15 protein-coding genes are annotated in these 17,157 nt (G+C 41.0%); 5 read left to right on the top strand and 10 right to left on the bottom strand.

What is annotated here, in order from left to right; translation table 11 throughout:
- Window positions 1–284 precede the first annotated feature (284 nt).
- The gene (gene fur / locus JMX96_RS07570; RefSeq protein WP_057758249.1) at window positions 285–719 is read left to right on the top strand and encodes a ferric iron uptake transcriptional regulator; all 435 of its coding nucleotides are present in this window, start codon (window positions 285–287) and stop codon (window positions 717–719) included.
- Window positions 720–847: 128 nt separating this feature from the next.
- Here the strand turns inward: fur and JMX96_RS07575 are convergent, their stop codons facing one another.
- Both JMX96_RS07575 and JMX96_RS07580 read right to left on the bottom strand, forming a co-directional pair.
- Window positions 848–1,969 (bottom strand): PilT/PilU family type 4a pilus ATPase, encoded by a 1,122-nt coding sequence (locus tag JMX96_RS07575; protein ID WP_101205533.1) that lies wholly within the window; start codon window positions 1,967–1,969, stop codon window positions 848–850.
- A 132-nt stretch (window positions 1,970–2,101) separates the two neighbouring features.
- Complete coding sequence (locus JMX96_RS07580) at window positions 2,102–3,157, bottom strand: type IV pilus twitching motility protein PilT (protein ID WP_057758253.1); 1,056 nt, start codon at window positions 3,155–3,157, stop codon at window positions 2,102–2,104.
- Window positions 3,158–3,512: 355 nt separating this feature from the next.
- On the opposite strand from JMX96_RS07580, the gene JMX96_RS07585 reads away from it, so the two are divergent.
- Window positions 3,513–4,229, top strand: a complete 717-nt coding sequence (locus tag JMX96_RS07585) for a YggS family pyridoxal phosphate-dependent enzyme (RefSeq protein WP_201568365.1) — start codon at window positions 3,513–3,515, stop codon at window positions 4,227–4,229.
- Window positions 4,230–4,275: 46 nt separating this feature from the next.
- Here the strand turns inward: JMX96_RS07585 and JMX96_RS07590 are convergent, their stop codons facing one another.
- Window positions 4,276–5,550, bottom strand: a complete 1,275-nt coding sequence (locus JMX96_RS07590; protein WP_201568366.1) for a hemolysin family protein — start codon at window positions 5,548–5,550, stop codon at window positions 4,276–4,278.
- Between the two features lie 214 nt (window positions 5,551–5,764).
- On the bottom strand, window positions 5,765–7,456 hold the full coding sequence (locus JMX96_RS07595) for an NAD+ synthase (protein ID WP_201548552.1): 1,692 nt from the start codon (window positions 7,454–7,456) through the stop codon (window positions 5,765–5,767).
- Window positions 7,457–8,331: 875 nt separating this feature from the next.
- On the opposite strand from JMX96_RS07595, the gene JMX96_RS07600 reads away from it, so the two are divergent.
- From JMX96_RS07600 to epmA, 3 genes are all read left to right on the top strand, one after another.
- Complete coding sequence (locus JMX96_RS07600; protein WP_057758261.1) at window positions 8,332–9,459, top strand: AI-2E family transporter; 1,128 nt, start codon at window positions 8,332–8,334, stop codon at window positions 9,457–9,459.
- A 108-nt stretch (window positions 9,460–9,567) separates the two neighbouring features.
- Window positions 9,568–10,677, top strand: coding sequence for a 4-phosphoerythronate dehydrogenase (locus tag JMX96_RS07605; protein WP_201568616.1), 1,110 nt, complete (start codon window positions 9,568–9,570; stop codon window positions 10,675–10,677).
- A 56-nt stretch (window positions 10,678–10,733) separates the two neighbouring features.
- On the top strand, window positions 10,734–11,777 hold the full coding sequence (gene epmA / locus JMX96_RS07610; protein ID WP_201568368.1) for an EF-P lysine aminoacylase EpmA: 1,044 nt from the start codon (window positions 10,734–10,736) through the stop codon (window positions 11,775–11,777).
- Window positions 11,778–11,935: 158 nt separating this feature from the next.
- Here the strand turns inward: epmA and JMX96_RS07615 are convergent, their stop codons facing one another.
- From JMX96_RS07615 to JMX96_RS07640, 6 genes are all read right to left on the bottom strand, one after another.
- Window positions 11,936–12,577 (bottom strand): NAD(P)H-binding protein, encoded by a 642-nt coding sequence (locus JMX96_RS07615; protein ID WP_201568369.1) that lies wholly within the window; start codon window positions 12,575–12,577, stop codon window positions 11,936–11,938.
- A 235-nt stretch (window positions 12,578–12,812) separates the two neighbouring features.
- Window positions 12,813–13,262, bottom strand: coding sequence for a DUF188 domain-containing protein (locus JMX96_RS07620; RefSeq protein WP_201568371.1), 450 nt, complete (start codon window positions 13,260–13,262; stop codon window positions 12,813–12,815).
- Entirely contained in the window at window positions 13,262–14,626 is a 1,365-nt protein-coding gene (locus JMX96_RS07625) for a 5-(carboxyamino)imidazole ribonucleotide synthase (protein WP_201568373.1), read from the bottom strand. The genes JMX96_RS07620 and JMX96_RS07625 overlap by 1 nt, the downstream gene beginning before the upstream one ends.
- A 197-nt stretch (window positions 14,627–14,823) precedes the next feature.
- Window positions 14,824–15,375, bottom strand: coding sequence for a 5-(carboxyamino)imidazole ribonucleotide mutase (gene purE, locus JMX96_RS07630; protein ID WP_201568374.1), 552 nt, complete (start codon window positions 15,373–15,375; stop codon window positions 14,824–14,826).
- 107 nt (window positions 15,376–15,482) lie between these two features.
- Entirely contained in the window at window positions 15,483–16,439 is a 957-nt protein-coding gene (locus JMX96_RS07635; RefSeq protein ID WP_201568376.1) for a metallophosphoesterase, read from the bottom strand.
- 103 nt (window positions 16,440–16,542) lie between these two features.
- The gene (locus JMX96_RS07640) at window positions 16,543–17,151 is read right to left on the bottom strand and encodes a rhomboid family intramembrane serine protease (protein WP_201568383.1); all 609 of its coding nucleotides are present in this window, start codon (window positions 17,149–17,151) and stop codon (window positions 16,543–16,545) included.
- Window positions 17,152–17,157: the final 6 nt, after the last annotated feature.

Below are 17,157 nucleotides of genomic sequence, written 5' to 3' on the forward strand. Positions count from 1 at the left end.
GTACCAGTCTGACCGACAATCTTGGACAAATGATACGTCATTTACTTGCAATTGCCTACCACTTACGACATTATTTACCAAACACAATCTGAATAGTTAGATTAATTATATTTTAAATTCATAGGCTTGCATCTCGATATTTAGAAAATAATAAGAGAGATGTCTGCGTAAGTTTCATCAGTTTATTATTAATCATTTACTTTATATTAAATAAAAATAATCTTTGTTGATTATTTATCTCATATTTTCTATTTGTTAAGACTGTCACAGTCAAAAGGGATATTATGGCTTCTTTTACCAATCAAGATTTACGTAGAGCAGGACTCAAGGTCACGTTACCTCGTATCAAAATTTTAGAGCTATTAGAAAGCGCAGAGCTGCATCACATGAGCGCAGAAGAAGTGTATAAGGCACTTATCGAGCAAGGTGAAGATGTAGGTCTTGCCACTGTCTATCGTGTCCTAACACAGTTTGAGCAAGCAGGTATTGTTGAGCGTCATAACTTTGAAAACAATCTATCTGTATTTGAGATTACCCAAGAAGAGCATCACGATCACCTAGTTTGTGATGTGTGTGGCAAGATTATAGAATTTCATAATGAAGTTATTGAAGAAGAACAACTAAAAGTGGCAGAAAAACATGGCTTTAAACTGTCTGGGCATTCTCTTGTGCTATATGGCATTTGTGCAGACCAAGCCTGTAGAGACAGCGCGAAGTAATTGTCTAGTGTATAAGTAGAAATGCTTATTTCTGCCAGTAATACGATATCGAACAATAAAAGAAACCCTCGTTATTTATAACGAGGGTTTCTTTTTATATGTCTATTATGCCTAGAAAGCGCAATAATTTAGCTAACATCTAACGATAAACTATCAGCACCTTCATCTAAATTAGCCTTACCGTTTTTGCTACTGAGCTTAATTTTGAGGCGTAGATCGTTAGGAGAGTCGGCATGTAGAATCGCTTCTTTATACGTTATTTCTCCTTGTTCGTACAAATCAAAAAGTGCCTGATCAAAGGTTTGCATGCCACTGTCTCGTGAGCGTGTCATCACATCTTTGATTTCATGGACTTCCCCTTTACGGATATAGTCACTGATCAGCTGCGAATTTAGCAAAATCTCAATAGCAGCGCGTCGCCCTTTACCATCAGGTGTTGGGATAAGTTGCTGCGCGATAATAGCTTGCAGGTTTAACGACAAATCCATAAACAACTGATTATGGCGATTGGTTTCAAAGAAGTGAATGATACGATCAATTGCTTGGTTAGCATTGTTTGCGTGCAACGTTGCAAACACTAGATGACCTGTCTCAGCGTACTGGATAGCGTAGTTCATGACCTCACGGTTACGAATCTCGCCGATTAAGATAACATCGGGTGCTTGGCGTAGCGTGTTTTTTAGGCCCGCTTCAAATGAATGAGTATCGATACCAACTTCACGCTGGGTAATAATACAGCCACGATGCTTATGAACAAACTCAATAGGGTCTTCTATTGTAATGATATGACCATGAGAGTTTTGATTGCGATGTCCTATCATTGCTGCAAGGGTAGTAGATTTACCTGTACCCGTTGCGCCAACTAATAGAACAATACCGCGTTTTTTCATGGCCAATTCTTTTAGCGCTGGCGGTAAACGTAACTCTTCGACCGTTGGAATGTTGTTTTCAATTTTTCGTAAAATCATTCCTGCCATGTCGCGTTGTACAAATGCACTGACTCGAAAGCGAGCTTGCTGTGCTTCATCAGAGATCGCAAATTGACACTCGTTTGTTTCTTCAAACTCTTTTTGCTGGCTTGGCGTCATTACACCTTTGACCAATCTCATGGTTTGTTCAGCACTCAAAGGTGTTCTACCGACAGGTAAAATTTTTCCATTTACTTTCATGGAAGGTGCTACGTCAGCAGTAATAAAAAGGTCAGAGCCATTTTTGCTGATCATTAATTGTAATAGTTTATCAATGTCCATATCGCACCTGCACCAGATGTAAGTCAATTAAAATCATATTTTAAATACGTGAGTAAAAAGTAATAAAGTAAAAACAGAGACCATAAGTTGTTTATTATTTTTAGTGGTATCTGTCAATACTATCTATCAGTACTACAAAAATGCCTCAGGTTGTTTAGCATAAGGACGTGCAACATCCTTACTAATGGTTCCTTTACTTACTAAGTTCTTTAACGTTTGATCGAGGGTAATCATGCCATCGCCTGCACCCGTTTGGATAGCAGAATACATCTGAGCGATTTTGTTTTCACGTATCAAGTTACGGATAGCAGGGGTACCTATCATAATTTCATGGGCGGCTATACGTCCACCTGCTTGACGACGCAGCAATGTCTGTGAAATAACAGCTTGCAATGATTCTGACAACATCGCGCGGATCATGTCTTTTTCAGCAGCTGGGAATACATCAATAACGCGGTCAATCGTTTTAGCCGCTGAGCTGGTATGCAAGGTGCCGAACACTAAGTGACCAGTCTCTGCTGCCGTCAATGCCAAACGGATAGTCTCAAGGTCACGTAGTTCACCAACCAAAATAACATCGGGATCTTCACGTAGGGCAGAGCGCAATGCTGGCTCAAAACCCAAAGTATCACGGTGTACTTCACGCTGATTGATCAAGCTTTTTTTAGACTGATGCACGAATTCAATCGGGTCTTCGATAGTTAGAATATGCTCTTTACGGCTTTCGTTAATATAGTCAATCATCGCCGCAAGTGTTGTTGACTTACCTGAGCCTGTTGGTCCTGTGACCAATACCACGCCACGCTTAAAGTCTGAAACGCGTCTAAAGACATCGCCCATACCTAAGTCTTCCATCGTTAATACTTTAGAAGGAATGGTACGAAATACAGCGCCTGCACCGCGGTTTTGATTAAAAGCGTTGACACGAAAACGTGCTAGATTAGGAATTTCAAAAGAAAAATCCGTTTCAAAAAACTCCTCAAAGTCAGCACGTTGCTTATCATTCATGATGTCATAAATAAGCTGATGTACGACTTGATGGGTCATCTCTGGCATATTGATACGTGTCATTTCACCATCGACACGTATCATTGCCGGCATACCCGCTGAAATATGTAAATCTGATGCCTTATGTTTAACCGTAAAGCGCAGCAAGTCTTCGATATTAAGATTATTTTTTTCAGCCATAATTTGATATTCCTATCACTTAGTCTAGGTAAGACAAAACACTATAAAAGTACGTGGTAAACTATTTATCGATAGCCTTAGTATAATAAGAGATGATAAGAAGCTCACCAGTACAGGTCTTTACCATCACTAGCATATTTAGCAGCATATGTTAAAGCATGTAACAATATCATAACAAGACTATGAGTATTTAACCATCTACTAAATTAAGAAAAACCAAAACTGGATCGTTTTAAAATAATTCTCATAGGAGTTGTTTTTAATTTACTTTTAAAAATCGGATAGTTATGTTTTTTATATAATAAAAATTGCAGAAAAAAATCTCAAAAAATTAATCAAGCAGTAAGGGAAAAATATGAAGGAAGTGAATGGCAATATTGATGAAATGACACTTATCGATAACTGGCAGCAAGTTAGTAAACAGATGAAGCAAGCGTGTGATCGTGCTGACAGACAGGTTGACAATATTATGCTGCTGGCTGTTTCGAAAACGAAACCTGCCGATATGATTGCAACCTTAGCAAAGCAGGGACAGCGTGATTTTGGTGAAAACTATCTACAAGAGGCCATCGAAAAAATTATTGAACTTAAAGCTCAGCCTGTAGGCAAGAGTATCGTTTGGCATTATATCGGTAGTATTCAGCGTAACAAGACACGTGACATTGCAGAGCACTTTGATTGGGTGCAAACGGTTGAGCGCGATATCATCGCTAAACGGTTAAATGACCAACGACCAGCTGACCTGCCACCGTTGAATGTGTTGATTCAATTAAATATCGATAACGAAGATAGCAAATCCGGATGTTTGCCAGCCCAGTTGCCAGAGCTGATAACAGCGATCAAAGGGTATGAGCGCTTACAAATGCGAGGTTTGATGATTATTCCTGCTAAAGAGAATACGGAAGCCTTTGCTCGAACTAAGCAGTTGTTTGAAGATGTTAAAGCCGACTATCCAGAGCTAGATAGTTGGGATACGCTTAGTATGGGTATGAGTGGTGATATGGCAGAAGCGATAGAAAACGGCACAACAATGGTACGTGTCGGCACTGCTATATTTGGTCAACGTGCTTAAAACGATATGAATTGGCTAGTTAAGCATCCTTTAACTAGTCATTAAATTAAATGACATCTTCTAATTTTGTGACTAGCATCTGCGTAATTTTAAGATTATCAGTCGCAATAATCTCAAATCGATAATTGGCATACTCAATTGTGTCGGTCTTTTTAGGAATTTTTCGGAGCATATACATCATAAATCCACTGATAGTTTCGTAATTTTGACTGCGTGGTAAGTCGACAATATCTAATGCACGAATCACATCTTCGATAGGGGTCATGCCATCGATTAGCCACGAGTTGTCAGTGCGCTGGACAATAGGTTGTTCTTCTAGCGTTACCAACTCACCCATCACAATGCTCATCACGTCCTTTAAGGTGATAACACCAACGACTAATGCATATTCATTCACAATAACCGCAAAATCAGCGCCAGTAGATTTAAACATCTCTAATACTTCAAATAGAGACAAAGTATCAGGCACGAAAAGTGCTGGTTTCAATAGAGTCTTGTTCGTTAAGCTAACTTCTTGTTGGTTCAAGACCAAAGCTAAAAAGCTACGAGATTCCACATAACCAACGATATGTTCTAAATCGTCATCATGGCAGACCAAGAACTTATTGTGTGGCTGCTCAATCATGATATTCACGACTTCTTCGGTATTTGTCTTGGTATCAAAATAAACGATATTTTCTCGAGGGTTCATTACTGAGGTGACGGTACGCTCCTGCATATCAAAGATGTTTTCGATCAAGTGATGCTCTTGCTTTTTCAGTACACCCGCTTCGGCACCCGCATCCATCACTGCATAAATATCTTCTGGTGTCATATCATCTTGACGTATGGTTGAGATGCCAAAAAGCTTAAATAGGATATTCGCGGCCCCATCGAACACCCATATAATGGGCTTTAGTATAAATATCAACAACATCATCGGGCGTACAAGCCGTACCGCTATCGTCTCTGCATTTGACATGGCCAAACGTCTGGGCATTAGGTCGGCAAGTAGTGAAAACAAACTCGTAATAAGTACAAACGATATGACTGATGCTATCGTTTCACTATTCAATAACTGCTCGAGATATGGACTGATGGCTGATTCACCCACGGCACCAGCTGAAATAGCGACCGCGTTTAGCACTATTTGTACGACGGTAATAAAACTTCCAGGATGCTCCTGCATATTAAGGACGTCAAGTGCGCGAACATCGCCTTCTTTTGCCATAATTTGGAGCTTGATTTTGCGTCCTGCGGCGATGGCAATCTCAGCAGCAGAGACAAAGGTGCTTAAGGCAAGCAGTAAAAGAAGAAAGACACTAGCGGTTAGCAAACTCATGACGTACTCGAAAAAGAAATAAAGATAATTAAGGCAAAATAGTTGGTGAAACTGTGTGGAAAAGAATATGGCTAGGTGTAAAAATTTTTGATGGATAAAAACCAAAAAAGCTGGGCAAGCACCCAGCTAATAATAAAAAATTCGATATCTTTTAAAACTGGCTAACTAGTACCTCTCAACTTATAGATAGTAAGAGTTGAGAGGTATGTAGTAATTAACCTTTGATTGACCACTTATTAACCAATGGATAACGGCGTTCACGTCCGAAAGCTTTGTGGCTAATCTTAGTACCGATAGGAGATTGCAAGCGTTTGTATTCGCTGTTGTCTACCATTTTGATGACTTTGGCGACCATCTCAGCATCAAAGCCTTTATCAATAATCTCTTGATAGCCCATATCTTCATCGATATATGATGTCAAGATACCATCTAACACATCGTAGTCTGGCAAGCTGTCTTGATCTTTTTGATCTGGACGTAGTTCAGCCGATGGCGGACGGGTAATAACGCGCTCAGGAATGACAGGCGTATCTTCTAAACGGTTACGATAGCTCGCCAATTTATAAACTTGAGACTTATATACGTCTTTTAGTACGTCAAAGCCGCCAGCCATATCACCATATAGCGTTGAGTAACCAACAGCCAATTCTGACTTGTTACCAGTCGTAATGACCAGATGACCGAATTTATTAGACAAGGCCATCAAAATAACACCGCGAGCGCGCGCTTGGATGTTTTCTTCAGTAGTGTCCGCTGGTGACTTATTGAACAACGGCGCTAACGTATGACGGATGCCTTCGACAGCGTCAAAAATAGGGCAGACGGTGTAAGAAACATTTAAGCGACGTGCTTGGGCTTGAGCATCTTCTAGACTGATTTGAGAGGTGTATTCGTATGGCATCATGACTGCATATACCTTGTCAGCGCCTAGAGCGTCAACAGCGATACAGAGTGTCAATGCTGAGTCAATACCACCTGACAACCCGACAATAATGCCAGAGAATCCTGAATGGTTGACATAGTCGCGTAGACCGACGACTAACGCTTGATACATTTCAGATTCACGGCTCAAGGTTAGAGGCGCTTTGGTCTGCTCGTTAAACTTCGCAGTTTTTACATCTAACGTAGCCAGTAGCAACTGGTTCATAAAGCGCGGCGCTTCATGAGCAATGCTACCGTCAGCTTGTACAGCCATAGAGCCACCATCAAATACTAGATCGTCTTGTCCGCCCACTGCGTTGACATAGACGATAGGTAGCTTATTTTCACGGCTACGCTTGGCCAGCATGGTTTTGCGATTGTCTTGCTTTTCAATCTCAAAAGGCGAGGCATTTAAGCTTACGATTAAATCAGCACCTTGTTTTTTAAGCTCGGAGATAGGCCCTTTTTCCCACAAATCTTCACAGATAAGTAGACCGATAGTAATGCCTTTATAGTCAAATAAAACTTGATTGCGACCTTTATCGAAATAGCGACGCTCATCAAACACGCCATAATTTGGCAAAATTTGCTTATGGTAAAAACCTTTTTGATGACCATTATGTAGGATGGCAGCAGAGTTAAAAGTACCGTGATGATCGACATGCGGATAGCCGACAATCATGACGATATCATCGATATCACTTAAAGTAGATAAAGCGCTTTTAACACGACCTGATAAGCTTGGACGTAGCAATAAATCTTGTGGAGGGTAGCCTAGCAACGCTAACTCTGGGAATACGATTACGTCAGCACCTTGTTCGCGTGCTTGTAATGCTAGGGTACGCATTTTTTCGACATTGGTTGCGATATCACCGACCAAAAAATGTGATTGAGCTAAAGCAAAAGTGACAGTATCTTGTGGTTTATTGGTCTTACTGGCTTCGTTTGAGGTGTTAGAGTTGGGGTTATCAGTGTCTTTTGACATTGTTATTGTTCCTATCGATATATTATTAAAATTTGGTGTGTCTGTATTGATTTCAAATAAAATCAAAGTAAATCCGAAATTAACTCAAAACTGCGCTCTTGCATATCAAGCTCAAATATTGAGCTGATATGCTGAGTCTAAATCTTATATAAGTCTTTATAAAAGACTTATGATTTTGCTCAAGTAACTCACTCTAAGTGATAGCGACACCCTAAAATTAGAACTTATGATAGTCTAAAAGAAGACGATATAAGCGGGTGTTGAAATCTGGCTCAGAGGATTCGATGTCTGTACGACGATGTAAATAAATATGTGCAAATAAACTTAACTACACTGAAAAGCTTAAAATAATTGCTTTAGTATAACATCAATTGTCGCGACAAATAGAACGCACCAGTGGATTCCCTTATAAGATAACAGTTTAAAAGCTGAACATAAAAGCAGTTTTCGATACATCATTTTTACACACTAAATTCATGCATTATGCGCTAGTCATTATCGTCGTCATCTAGTAAGCTTGCATAGACAAAGTTGTAAGTAAAGATTACAACAACGCGTTATATAATTCACACGCTTTATTGCATAATAAAGTGTGCTAGCTGCATTTTTATTATTTTATCTACAATAATAAATGGCTATGAATTTATAGTATAGAACTGGACATAGTCATACTATTTAATTGTCATGTTACTTAATCTTCATGTGAATTTATAAGTCCGTAGCAATATAAGTCCGACACAATGCTTTTTTGTATGATTCGCAACTCTCGCTAATGGATACAGCTTATAGACAGTGTCTAAGAGCTGATATTCATCACACATTTATAAACTCGCCAGCAAAATTATCGTTTGCTGTCCGCTTTTGGTTTATACGCTATGATTGAAAACTGGACAAAAGAATTTATTATTCAGCGCTTATTGGCAATTACGTTGCTAGTAGTGCTGTTCGTATTGTGTTTTCAAGTGGTGCAGTTTTTTATTGTACCAGCGCTGTGGGCAGCGATTTTGGCCTATGTGACTTTTCCTATTTATAATTTCTTCCATGAAAAGGTGAAGCTAAGCCCAGATTTTAGTGCCGCTATTATGACGGTGAGCATCTCACTGATAATAGGCGTGCCGCTGGTCATCGGTGTGTTTATCTTGCAGCAAGAAGCTTTAAGTTTAATCAGCAACTTGATTTATCGTATCAAGGTAGGCTACTTAGATGTGCCTGACTCTCTTAAAGATTTGCCTATCATTGGTCAGCAAGTCAAAGACGTACTGTGGCGTATCAATAAAAACCCAGAAGGGACGCTAGAAGCTTTTCGCATTTGGGTTCAGTCGCATTTATATTATGGCAAAATAGCATTCGATGTGGTGTTCAGTAGTTTGGCCAAACTCGGTATGGCGTTAATGACGCTCTTCTTTTTTTATCGTGATGGCACCAGTCTGGTTCGGCAGATTCGTCAAGCGCTGCGTAACATCATCGGTAATCGCATTGATGGTTACATCGATTCTGTGGGTACAACTACGCGCGCTGTGGTATACGGCATCGGGTTGACGGCATTGGCTCAGGCATTATTGGCTGGTATCGGCTATTACTTCGCTGGTGCGCCAAGTCCTATCTTATTAACCATTGTTACTTTTATCATTGCCTTGATTCCGTTTGGCACGCCATTCGTTTGGGGCGGTGTATCGATTTGGTTATTGAGCCAAGGACATACTGCAGAAGGTATTGGCTTGGCGCTATGGGGTGTATTAGTAATTAGCTGGGTGGATAACTTGATTCGTCCTATCGTTATTAGCGGCGCGACCAAGATTCCTTTTATCATTATTTTTATTGGTGTACTAGGTGGCCTAACAGCGTTTGGTTTTGTTGGTTTGTTTATCGGGCCTGTCGTATTGGCTATCGGACTTGCGGTATGGCGCGAGTGGATATCGCAGCATAAGAATGAGATATTTGCTCAGCAAGAGGTGATGCTTTCTGACCCTCGTGCGATAGATCCTGTGCACGAACCAGAATAATGAATCGCTAGCAAATATGATGTAAAAAATTATCGATAGAGATGATGGCAAATGATAAATAAGAATATGACAGAATCGACGAATAATAAGACTGATAAATTAAGTACAATTAAAAATATCACTATTTTAGCGGACAGCAACATCGCCAGTCTGAATGATTTTTTTAATGATTCTATGCTAGGTCAGCTGACTGAGCATAAGGTTGAGATTATTACTGTCGCTGGTCGAGATATCGATACAGCGCTACTTGCCGAAGTGCAGCCAGATGTGCTGCTGATACGCTCGGTGACAAAAGTAGGTAATACTTTACTGGTTGATAATAACAGTGTGCAGTTTGTCGGGTCTGCGACTATTGGTACCGACCATGTAGATCAAGATTATCTAGCGTCTCGCAATATCACTTTCGCCAATGCGGCTGGTTGTAGCAAGCATTCTGTGGCTCAATATGTATTGACGGCTATTTTAACTTTGCGTCCGCAGTATTGGCAGCAGTCGGTGTCATTAAAATTAGGTATTATTGGTCTTGGTAATATTGGCAGTACGCTTGCTCAATATGCCTATGATTTGGGTTGGCAGGTGCTAGGTTATGATCCCTTGTTACCAACCTCTAAAACTAATAATGCTAGCTTGGAGCAGGTACTTAGCCAAAGTGACGTGGTTAGTCTGCATGTGCCTTTGACCAATGAAAAGAATGCGACGAATCCTAAAGGTAGTGATTACCCAACACGTCACCTTATAAATGCAGCTGCATTAGCAATGATGCCTGCTGATACAATGCTGATTAATAGTGCGCGCGGGCCTGTAATTGAGGAAAGTGCGCTTGAAACAGACATTGAGCGTACTGGACGTCAAGTGGTGCTAGATGTGTTTGAGCATGAGCCAAAGATTGCAGTAAGCTTGCTATCCAAACTTGCTATTGCCACACCGCATATCGCTGGCTATACGCTAGAAGGTAAGCTACGTGGCACACAAATCATTTATGATGCCTTGTGTGAAAAATTATCGATACCTCCAATTCAATCTATGTCCAATCTGCTACCGCTAAATATGTTCTTATGGTCTGAACTAAAATCATATCCAGATAGACTGCCAAAGTTTTATGACATTATGCAGGATGATACCTCATTGAGAAGCAAGGAAGCTGATGGGCAGGTAAATGGCGCTGATTTTGATGGTTTGAGACGCGATTATCATTTACGTCGTGAGTGGCAGTTTTAAAAAATTCAAACACCCAATTACCAAACCGATTATTAATCAATCGCAGTAGATAACAAATGACTCAAGCAAATAACATTTCTTCGCAGCCTATTACTTTTAAATCTATTAGCTCTAAGCCTAGCTATGCACCAACCATGACACTTGCGATGGCACAACAACGCGCGCAATTCATTAGCAATATTCGTCAGTTTTTTACCAGTCGACAAGTACTGGAAGTGCAGACACCGCTATTATCCCAAGCAGGCAATACAGACACTTTTTTGCAGTCTGTAGCAGCTCACGTGACCTATCAAGACCGTCCACGCACTTATTATTTGCATACCTCGCCTGAGTTTGCGATGAAGCGTTTATTAGCCAGCTGGCAAGTGCCTATTTATCAGATTTGTCCTGTCTTTCGTGATAACGAAATAGGCATGCGTCATAATATTGAATTTACGATGCTTGAATGGTATCAACCTAATTATAGTCTGGACGAGATGGCAACTGAACTTAATGAGTTGTTGGAGACGCTCTATGGTCATTCAATTGTGATGAGTCATTATCGCTATGTCGATGCCTTTATGGACTTTGTGGGCATACATCCGTTGACAGCGAGTTTAACTGCATTGCAAGCCGTGGCAGAAGATATGGGTTTGACAGGATTTGATTTTAATAATGCTGATGATAGCGAAGAAAACCGTCGTCAGAGCTGGTTGGATTTGTTATTCAGTCATGCCGTAGAGCCAAACCTAGGTCATGATTTGCCGACATTAATTATAGAGTATCCACCTGCGACTGCTGCGTTAGCGAAGACAGCTATGGATAAAGACGGTAATAAAATTGCAAAACGTTTTGAGCTGTATATTAATGGCGTTGAGATCGCCAATGCTTATGATGAGCTAGCAGATGGTCAAGTATTACGAGACCGTTTTGAACAAGACAATCAATTACGTGCGCGTCATAATCTACCTCAAATGCCAATCGATGAGCATCTATTAGCCGCCTCCAATGATTTGATGCCATGTAGTGGTATTGCAGTCGGTATGGATAGATTGCTTATGGTGTTGACAGGTGCAAGCAGCTTGGAGGAAGTTATCCCTTTTCCCAGTGGGCAAGCATGATTGAAAGAGCTTTTTTTCGATTAGTTGTAATCTAAATACGTAATAAAAAGGTCGTTGCCGATTTACCAATTAGATATTGGCGAATCGATAACGACCTTTTGTATTGGCTGCTTCTAAAATTTAGCAGATACAACCAATTTTGGTAATACTAAACTTATTTATACAGTAGCAACTGCTTCATTGATATTGATATCACCATTGTGTAGATTGAAAACTTTGCCTATGGTGTTATCTGCGGTTAGTACTGCTGCTAACGTTGTCGCTACATCTTCGATTGCATTCTCACCAGAACTTGTATCATTGATAGTGATTTTGCCTGTACCAGCGCGTTCTTTTAGTGCGCCTGGCTGCACGATAGTGTAATCAAGTGAGCTGTTGTTCACTAACCAGTGATCGGCGTAGTGTTTAGAGATATAGTATTCTTTTAAATCTGCAATACCAGGGTTTTCATCCCATTTTTCAGTTTCTAATGAAAAGACTGAGCTCAGCATAATATAACGTTTAATGCCTTTATCTTGTGCAGCCTGCATCGTTTTCACGGCACCATGCAAGTCAACTTCTAAGACATTTTTGCCACCAGATCCTGCAACAAAGTAAATAGCCTCAATATCCTGATCCAATTGTTTTTCAATAGAGTCTTTACTTGCTGTAATGTCTAAATCTAGCTGGGTATAGTTGTCATTATCAAATAGCTTTTCTTTCTGACGAGTCGTGCCAATAACTTGATGATCATCAGCCAATAACTGCTTAACCAAATCACCGCCCACTCGACCACTTGCACCAACGACTAAAATTTTCATAATCATTCCTATTTTTATTTAAATTCTATTGTTTAAATTATTCTGTAAGTTTATTTATCTTAAAAACCGAATATAGAGTAACAAAGATAGGTAGCACGCTTCGTTATAAAGCGTGCTGATTGAATAGTGTTTGGTTATAGAGTGTATACAGTTTGCAAGGAAGCAAACGTTGATCAGATGACATCATATAATAGATGAAAGGGCGGCTGACCGTCAGATAGAGCGATAAAAAGTATTAACGAACTAAGCGATTAAGACCGTCGGCAAAGGCTTTTTTATCTCGATCGCCGTAAGGTTTCTGACCGCTCATTTCTTGCAACTCTAGGACACCAGTACCACGCATAGTGTCCATAAAGTCGCGCATATTGAGCTTTTGCTTGATGTTGTTCTTGTCGTAGACCACGCCGCGCGTCGTTAGTACCATACCACCTTTATCCAAAATGTCATTGGCCAAGGGAATATCGCTAGTAATAGCCAAGTCACCAGTTTGTATCTGCTCGACGATATAATCATCAGCTTTGTCGAATCCTGATGGCACGACAGTCATAACAAGTAAGGGCGACTTGCGTAACTTAATCGGCTGATTGGCTACAAATATGGCCATGGTCTTGGTACGTTCAGCCGTCTTAATAATCAAATCTTTGGCAATCAATGGTACCGAGTCTGCGTCCACCCAAATTTGCATTATTTTTTAGCCTTCTCAGGTTTTGATGGGGTAGTAGTCAGGCTGTCTTTATTGTCTAGGTCATCAGCTTTGGCATCATTTTGAATACTGTTCTGAGCACTGTTTTTAGCATTACTCTTAGTATCGACGTCTGCTTTACTAGGCTGAGTATCCACGCTTACATATTCTTTATCTAGACCAACCTTGTTTGGCAAGATAGCAACCAATTTTGTCATAGCAGGCTCTAAATCAGTCACGTCATTAGGCATCAGGGTTATATGAGCAATCTTGCGATCGTCACGCTCAGCCTTATGATAGCTATGGTAATGAGCGCCATCGATGTTTAGCACTGCACTAATATCAGGATATTGACCTAGCACATTTACCATAATCGCAGGATGCACGTTATCTGTATCGCCTAATGGCAAGTTAACCACAGCACGGATATGATTCTCAAACTGACTAGTAATAGCGCCTTCGATACTCCAGTGCCCAGAGTTGTGTACCCGTGGCGCGATCTCATTCGCCAATATCGCGTTATGACCGCGAGCATCTTTGGTGACGAATAATTCAAGCGCCATAACGCCGACATAGTCCAAATGGTTCATGACTTTGGTAATGGCGTCTGTTGCTTGTTGAAACAGATGACTCGTGCCAACAGCAGGCGCTTGAGTTTTGGCCAAAATACCGTTGTGATGATGATTTTCGACCAAATCGTAACAGCGTACCTGACCATTTTGCGCTCTTGCTGCAATGATAGAGACTTCACGGCTAAAGTTAATGAAACCTTCAGCAATTAACGGCGCAGGCGTTGGCGTAAGTGAACCTTTACCGCTGACAGCATCTTTTAAATCTAGCCAAGCTGTCTTAATATCACTGTCCTGCTTGATAACGAACTGTCCCTTACCGTCGTAACCACCTCGGCTGGTTTTTAGAACGATAGGCAGTCCTAACTCTTTACAAGCGTGCTTGAGCTCAGCTTCAGAATTGACTTCCATAAATGGCACGGTTGCGATATCAAGTGTGTTGAACATCTGCTTTTCTTTTAGACGATCTTGAGCGATATCAAGCGCAATCAGTGGTGGAAACATGCCTTGCTTGCTGCCAGATTTTGACAGGCTAACCAGTTGCTCGACCGTAGACGTTGGCGTGTTCTCAAACTCTAACGTAAAGACATCCGCTGCTGCGATAAAGTCTTCTAATTGATCGCTATGAAAGACACGACCGTATAAGCTGGCAGGGCATTCTGGATTGTCTTCTAAGAATACGCATTGGTAACCCAATGGCATGGCGGCTTCGGCAAGCATCATACCAAGCTGACCACCGCCTAAAATACCGATGGTACGAATGGTTTGGGTAACAGGATAAGCGTTTGCTGTAGTCATGGCAGGCTCTTTGAATAAAAGTGAATAAGGTGTATGGGCTATTAAAATCTAAAACTCAATGGGTGAAAATAGGAAAAGGTGCACTGTATGCACCTTATCTCTAATTGGAATTGCTTGAAAATATACAGTGATAATTTCAATCATTAGGCTATCAATATAAAAGACGCTGCTATAAAAGTAGGTCGTTTTATATTTACCTAAGGATTGATAATACCTGGTGTTGGGCTAGCGAGAATAGTCTCAGTCTGAGACTGGCGCATCTGATCGAGCTTAGTAGCAATCGTATCATCATGCAATGCCAATACTTGAATTGCAAGTAGGGCAGCGTTATAAGCACCAGCAGCACCAATCGCCAAAGTACCAACAGCGACGCCTTTTGGCATTTGTACGATAGACAATAGACTATCCCAACCGCTCAGCATAGAGGACTTTACAGGGACACCAAAGACAGGTAGCGGCGTTTGACTGGCACACATGCCTGGCAGATGAGCGGCACCACCTGCACCAGCGATGATCACTTGTAGACCATTATTTTTTGCGCTTTTGGCATAATCAAATAATCTGTCAGGCGTACGGTGTGCAGAGACAACTTCACAATCAAAAGCAATGTCAAAGTCTGCAAGCAATTGCGCAGCAGCACTCATAGTTGCCCAGTCAGACTGCGAACCCATGATAATGCCGACTTTTGGCTGACCAGCAGGGGAGGTGATTGGACCGTTCTGGTTAGCAGCAGTATTCGTGGTGCTCATGATTGGATATCCTCAAAAAGACCATCATACAAAAATTTTGCTATGGTCGTAAAGCCAAGTTTGACTTTTAATACTTGTCTGGCGCTAATTGCATTGATATCACGATTTTATATATGTTTTTCATCGTGATAATGCTGAACAAAGTGATTGACCGTCAATGGTAATGGTTGTTCGGTATCCAGTTGATAGCACGTTAGATAGCCGCTATCTACTGCAGCAGAGTAGTCAGTACAGGCAACTTGTGGACTGAGTGGCTCAGGTGTGCCAGTGAGCCAATAGTGCCCGACAAACACAGGTTTATGAGTTTTTAGCGCAAATTCAATATTTTCAGCCAGTGCGTCAGGCGGTATTTGTGCCAATGCGGATGATGGAGCACGAGACACTTCACGAAGTGTGCGTGTATTTAGCTTATCTAGCCACCAACGTACTCGCACTCGTGTACGCTCGGTACCTTCTTTATCTACCATCACAATACCATCAGGTAAGCCTGTTTCAACCCCTTTTAACACTCGCTCTAAAGCGTCAAAGGCAACGGTATTTTCTTTAGCCGTTTCGATTAGACCTGTAGGAGTCAGACAGTTATCGTCAGTCAGAAGGGGCTTTAGTATTGCCATGCTATCTGTATCCCAACAAGCATGTACAAAGCAGGCGTAGTCGGTCTCGAGCCATAATGGAATTTCGTATAGACGCTGCAACCAGTACTCATGTTGCTCTGAGCCAAATAGTATTTCTGCTAAAAACGCCTCGTGTTGGCGTCTATGGATATCATTGTGCGAGCGTAAATACTGGCTAGTATTATCAGGATCGCGCGTGGCATATGCCAACGCATTATATTCATGGTTGCCCATTACTGCATCGGCTACATCGGCATCTAGCATTGCAAAGACAATCTCTAACGTGGCTAATTGCTGCGAACCACGATCGATCAAATCGCCGATGAACAACGCCCTATGACCTGTTGGTGGCACGAAATGCTGACCGTTATGCTCATAGCCCAACTGATGCAGCAGACCGACCAGCTTGTCTGCATAACCATGTATATCACCGATAATATCTATAATCATAATGTATTACTAAATCTCAAATGTAAAAGTGTACCCTGCGTAAAATAGAGTTTATAAAGTATAGCTGTGTTTAAAGTGCTAGCTTTACTATACGTAAAAATGTCTAAAATCCCGGTGATAGCAACGCATTGATAAAATGCGGTAGGACTTTTGGTTCCAAAACAATCGTAGCGATAACGCCAAATGCGCCGCCCCACATATGAGCCATATGGTTGATGTTTGAACCACCGCGTCGATCCGCATAGATACTATAAAATATATAAGCCACGGCAAATAGTATCGCAGGAATAGGAATCACGGCAAAGAGATAAATTCTCTCCCATGGTGCTAGCAAAATAAAAGCAAATAGCACAGCCGATACACCGCCTGATGCACCTAAACTCAAATAACTGGCGTTGTTCTTATTTTTCACGTAACTTGGAATCATGGCAACGGTAATTGCCAACACATAAAAAACCACAAAACCGTAGCCGAATAAAAACGGCTGATATAGTCCTTCGATAGCACGCCCAAAGAAATACAAAGTAAACATGTTGAAGAGCAAATGCATACTATCAGCATGAATAAAGCCGTGGGTCACAAAGCGATCCCATTGCCCATTGTTAACTGCTGGCGGATAAAAAATCAATCGATTAAATAGCGTCTTGTTTTGCCAAGCCAATAAGCTGACAATAACGGTAATAATGATAATAAGCGTCGTATGGTTTAACAAAGGAAA

The organism is Psychrobacter sp. JCM 18900 (assembly GCF_904846625.1).
In the GTDB taxonomy this organism is placed as follows: Bacteria; Pseudomonadota; Gammaproteobacteria; order Pseudomonadales; family Moraxellaceae; genus Psychrobacter.

Excerpts from the sequence above, each read along its gene's own strand:
- fur (WP_057758249.1), top strand. The coding sequence starts at position 285 with ATGGCTTCTTTTACCAATCAAGATTTACGTAGAGCAGGACTCAAGGTC.
- JMX96_RS07635 (WP_201568376.1), bottom strand. The coding sequence starts at position 16,439 with ATGATTATAGATATTATCGGTGATATACATGGTTATGCAGACAAGCTG.
- JMX96_RS07590 (WP_201568366.1), bottom strand. The coding sequence starts at position 5,550 with ATGAGTTTGCTAACCGCTAGTGTCTTTCTTCTTTTACTGCTTGCCTTA.
- JMX96_RS07585 (WP_201568365.1), top strand. The coding sequence starts at position 3,513 with ATGAAGGAAGTGAATGGCAATATTGATGAAATGACACTTATCGATAAC.
- JMX96_RS07615 (WP_201568369.1), bottom strand. The coding sequence starts at position 12,577 with ATGAAAATTTTAGTCGTTGGTGCAAGTGGTCGAGTGGGCGGTGATTTG.
- epmA (WP_201568368.1), top strand. The coding sequence starts at position 10,734 with ATGACTCAAGCAAATAACATTTCTTCGCAGCCTATTACTTTTAAATCT.
- JMX96_RS07595 (WP_201548552.1), bottom strand. The coding sequence starts at position 7,456 with ATGTCAAAAGACACTGATAACCCCAACTCTAACACCTCAAACGAAGCC.
- JMX96_RS07575 (WP_101205533.1), bottom strand. The coding sequence starts at position 1,969 with ATGGACATTGATAAACTATTACAATTAATGATCAGCAAAAATGGCTCT.
- purE (WP_201568374.1), bottom strand. The coding sequence starts at position 15,375 with ATGAGCACCACGAATACTGCTGCTAACCAGAACGGTCCAATCACCTCC.
- JMX96_RS07620 (WP_201568371.1), bottom strand. The coding sequence starts at position 13,262 with ATGCAAATTTGGGTGGACGCAGACTCGGTACCATTGATTGCCAAAGAT.
- JMX96_RS07580 (WP_057758253.1), bottom strand. The coding sequence starts at position 3,157 with ATGGCTGAAAAAAATAATCTTAATATCGAAGACTTGCTGCGCTTTACG.
- JMX96_RS07600 (WP_057758261.1), top strand. The coding sequence starts at position 8,332 with ATGATTGAAAACTGGACAAAAGAATTTATTATTCAGCGCTTATTGGCA.
- JMX96_RS07625 (WP_201568373.1), bottom strand. The coding sequence starts at position 14,626 with ATGACTACAGCAAACGCTTATCCTGTTACCCAAACCATTCGTACCATC.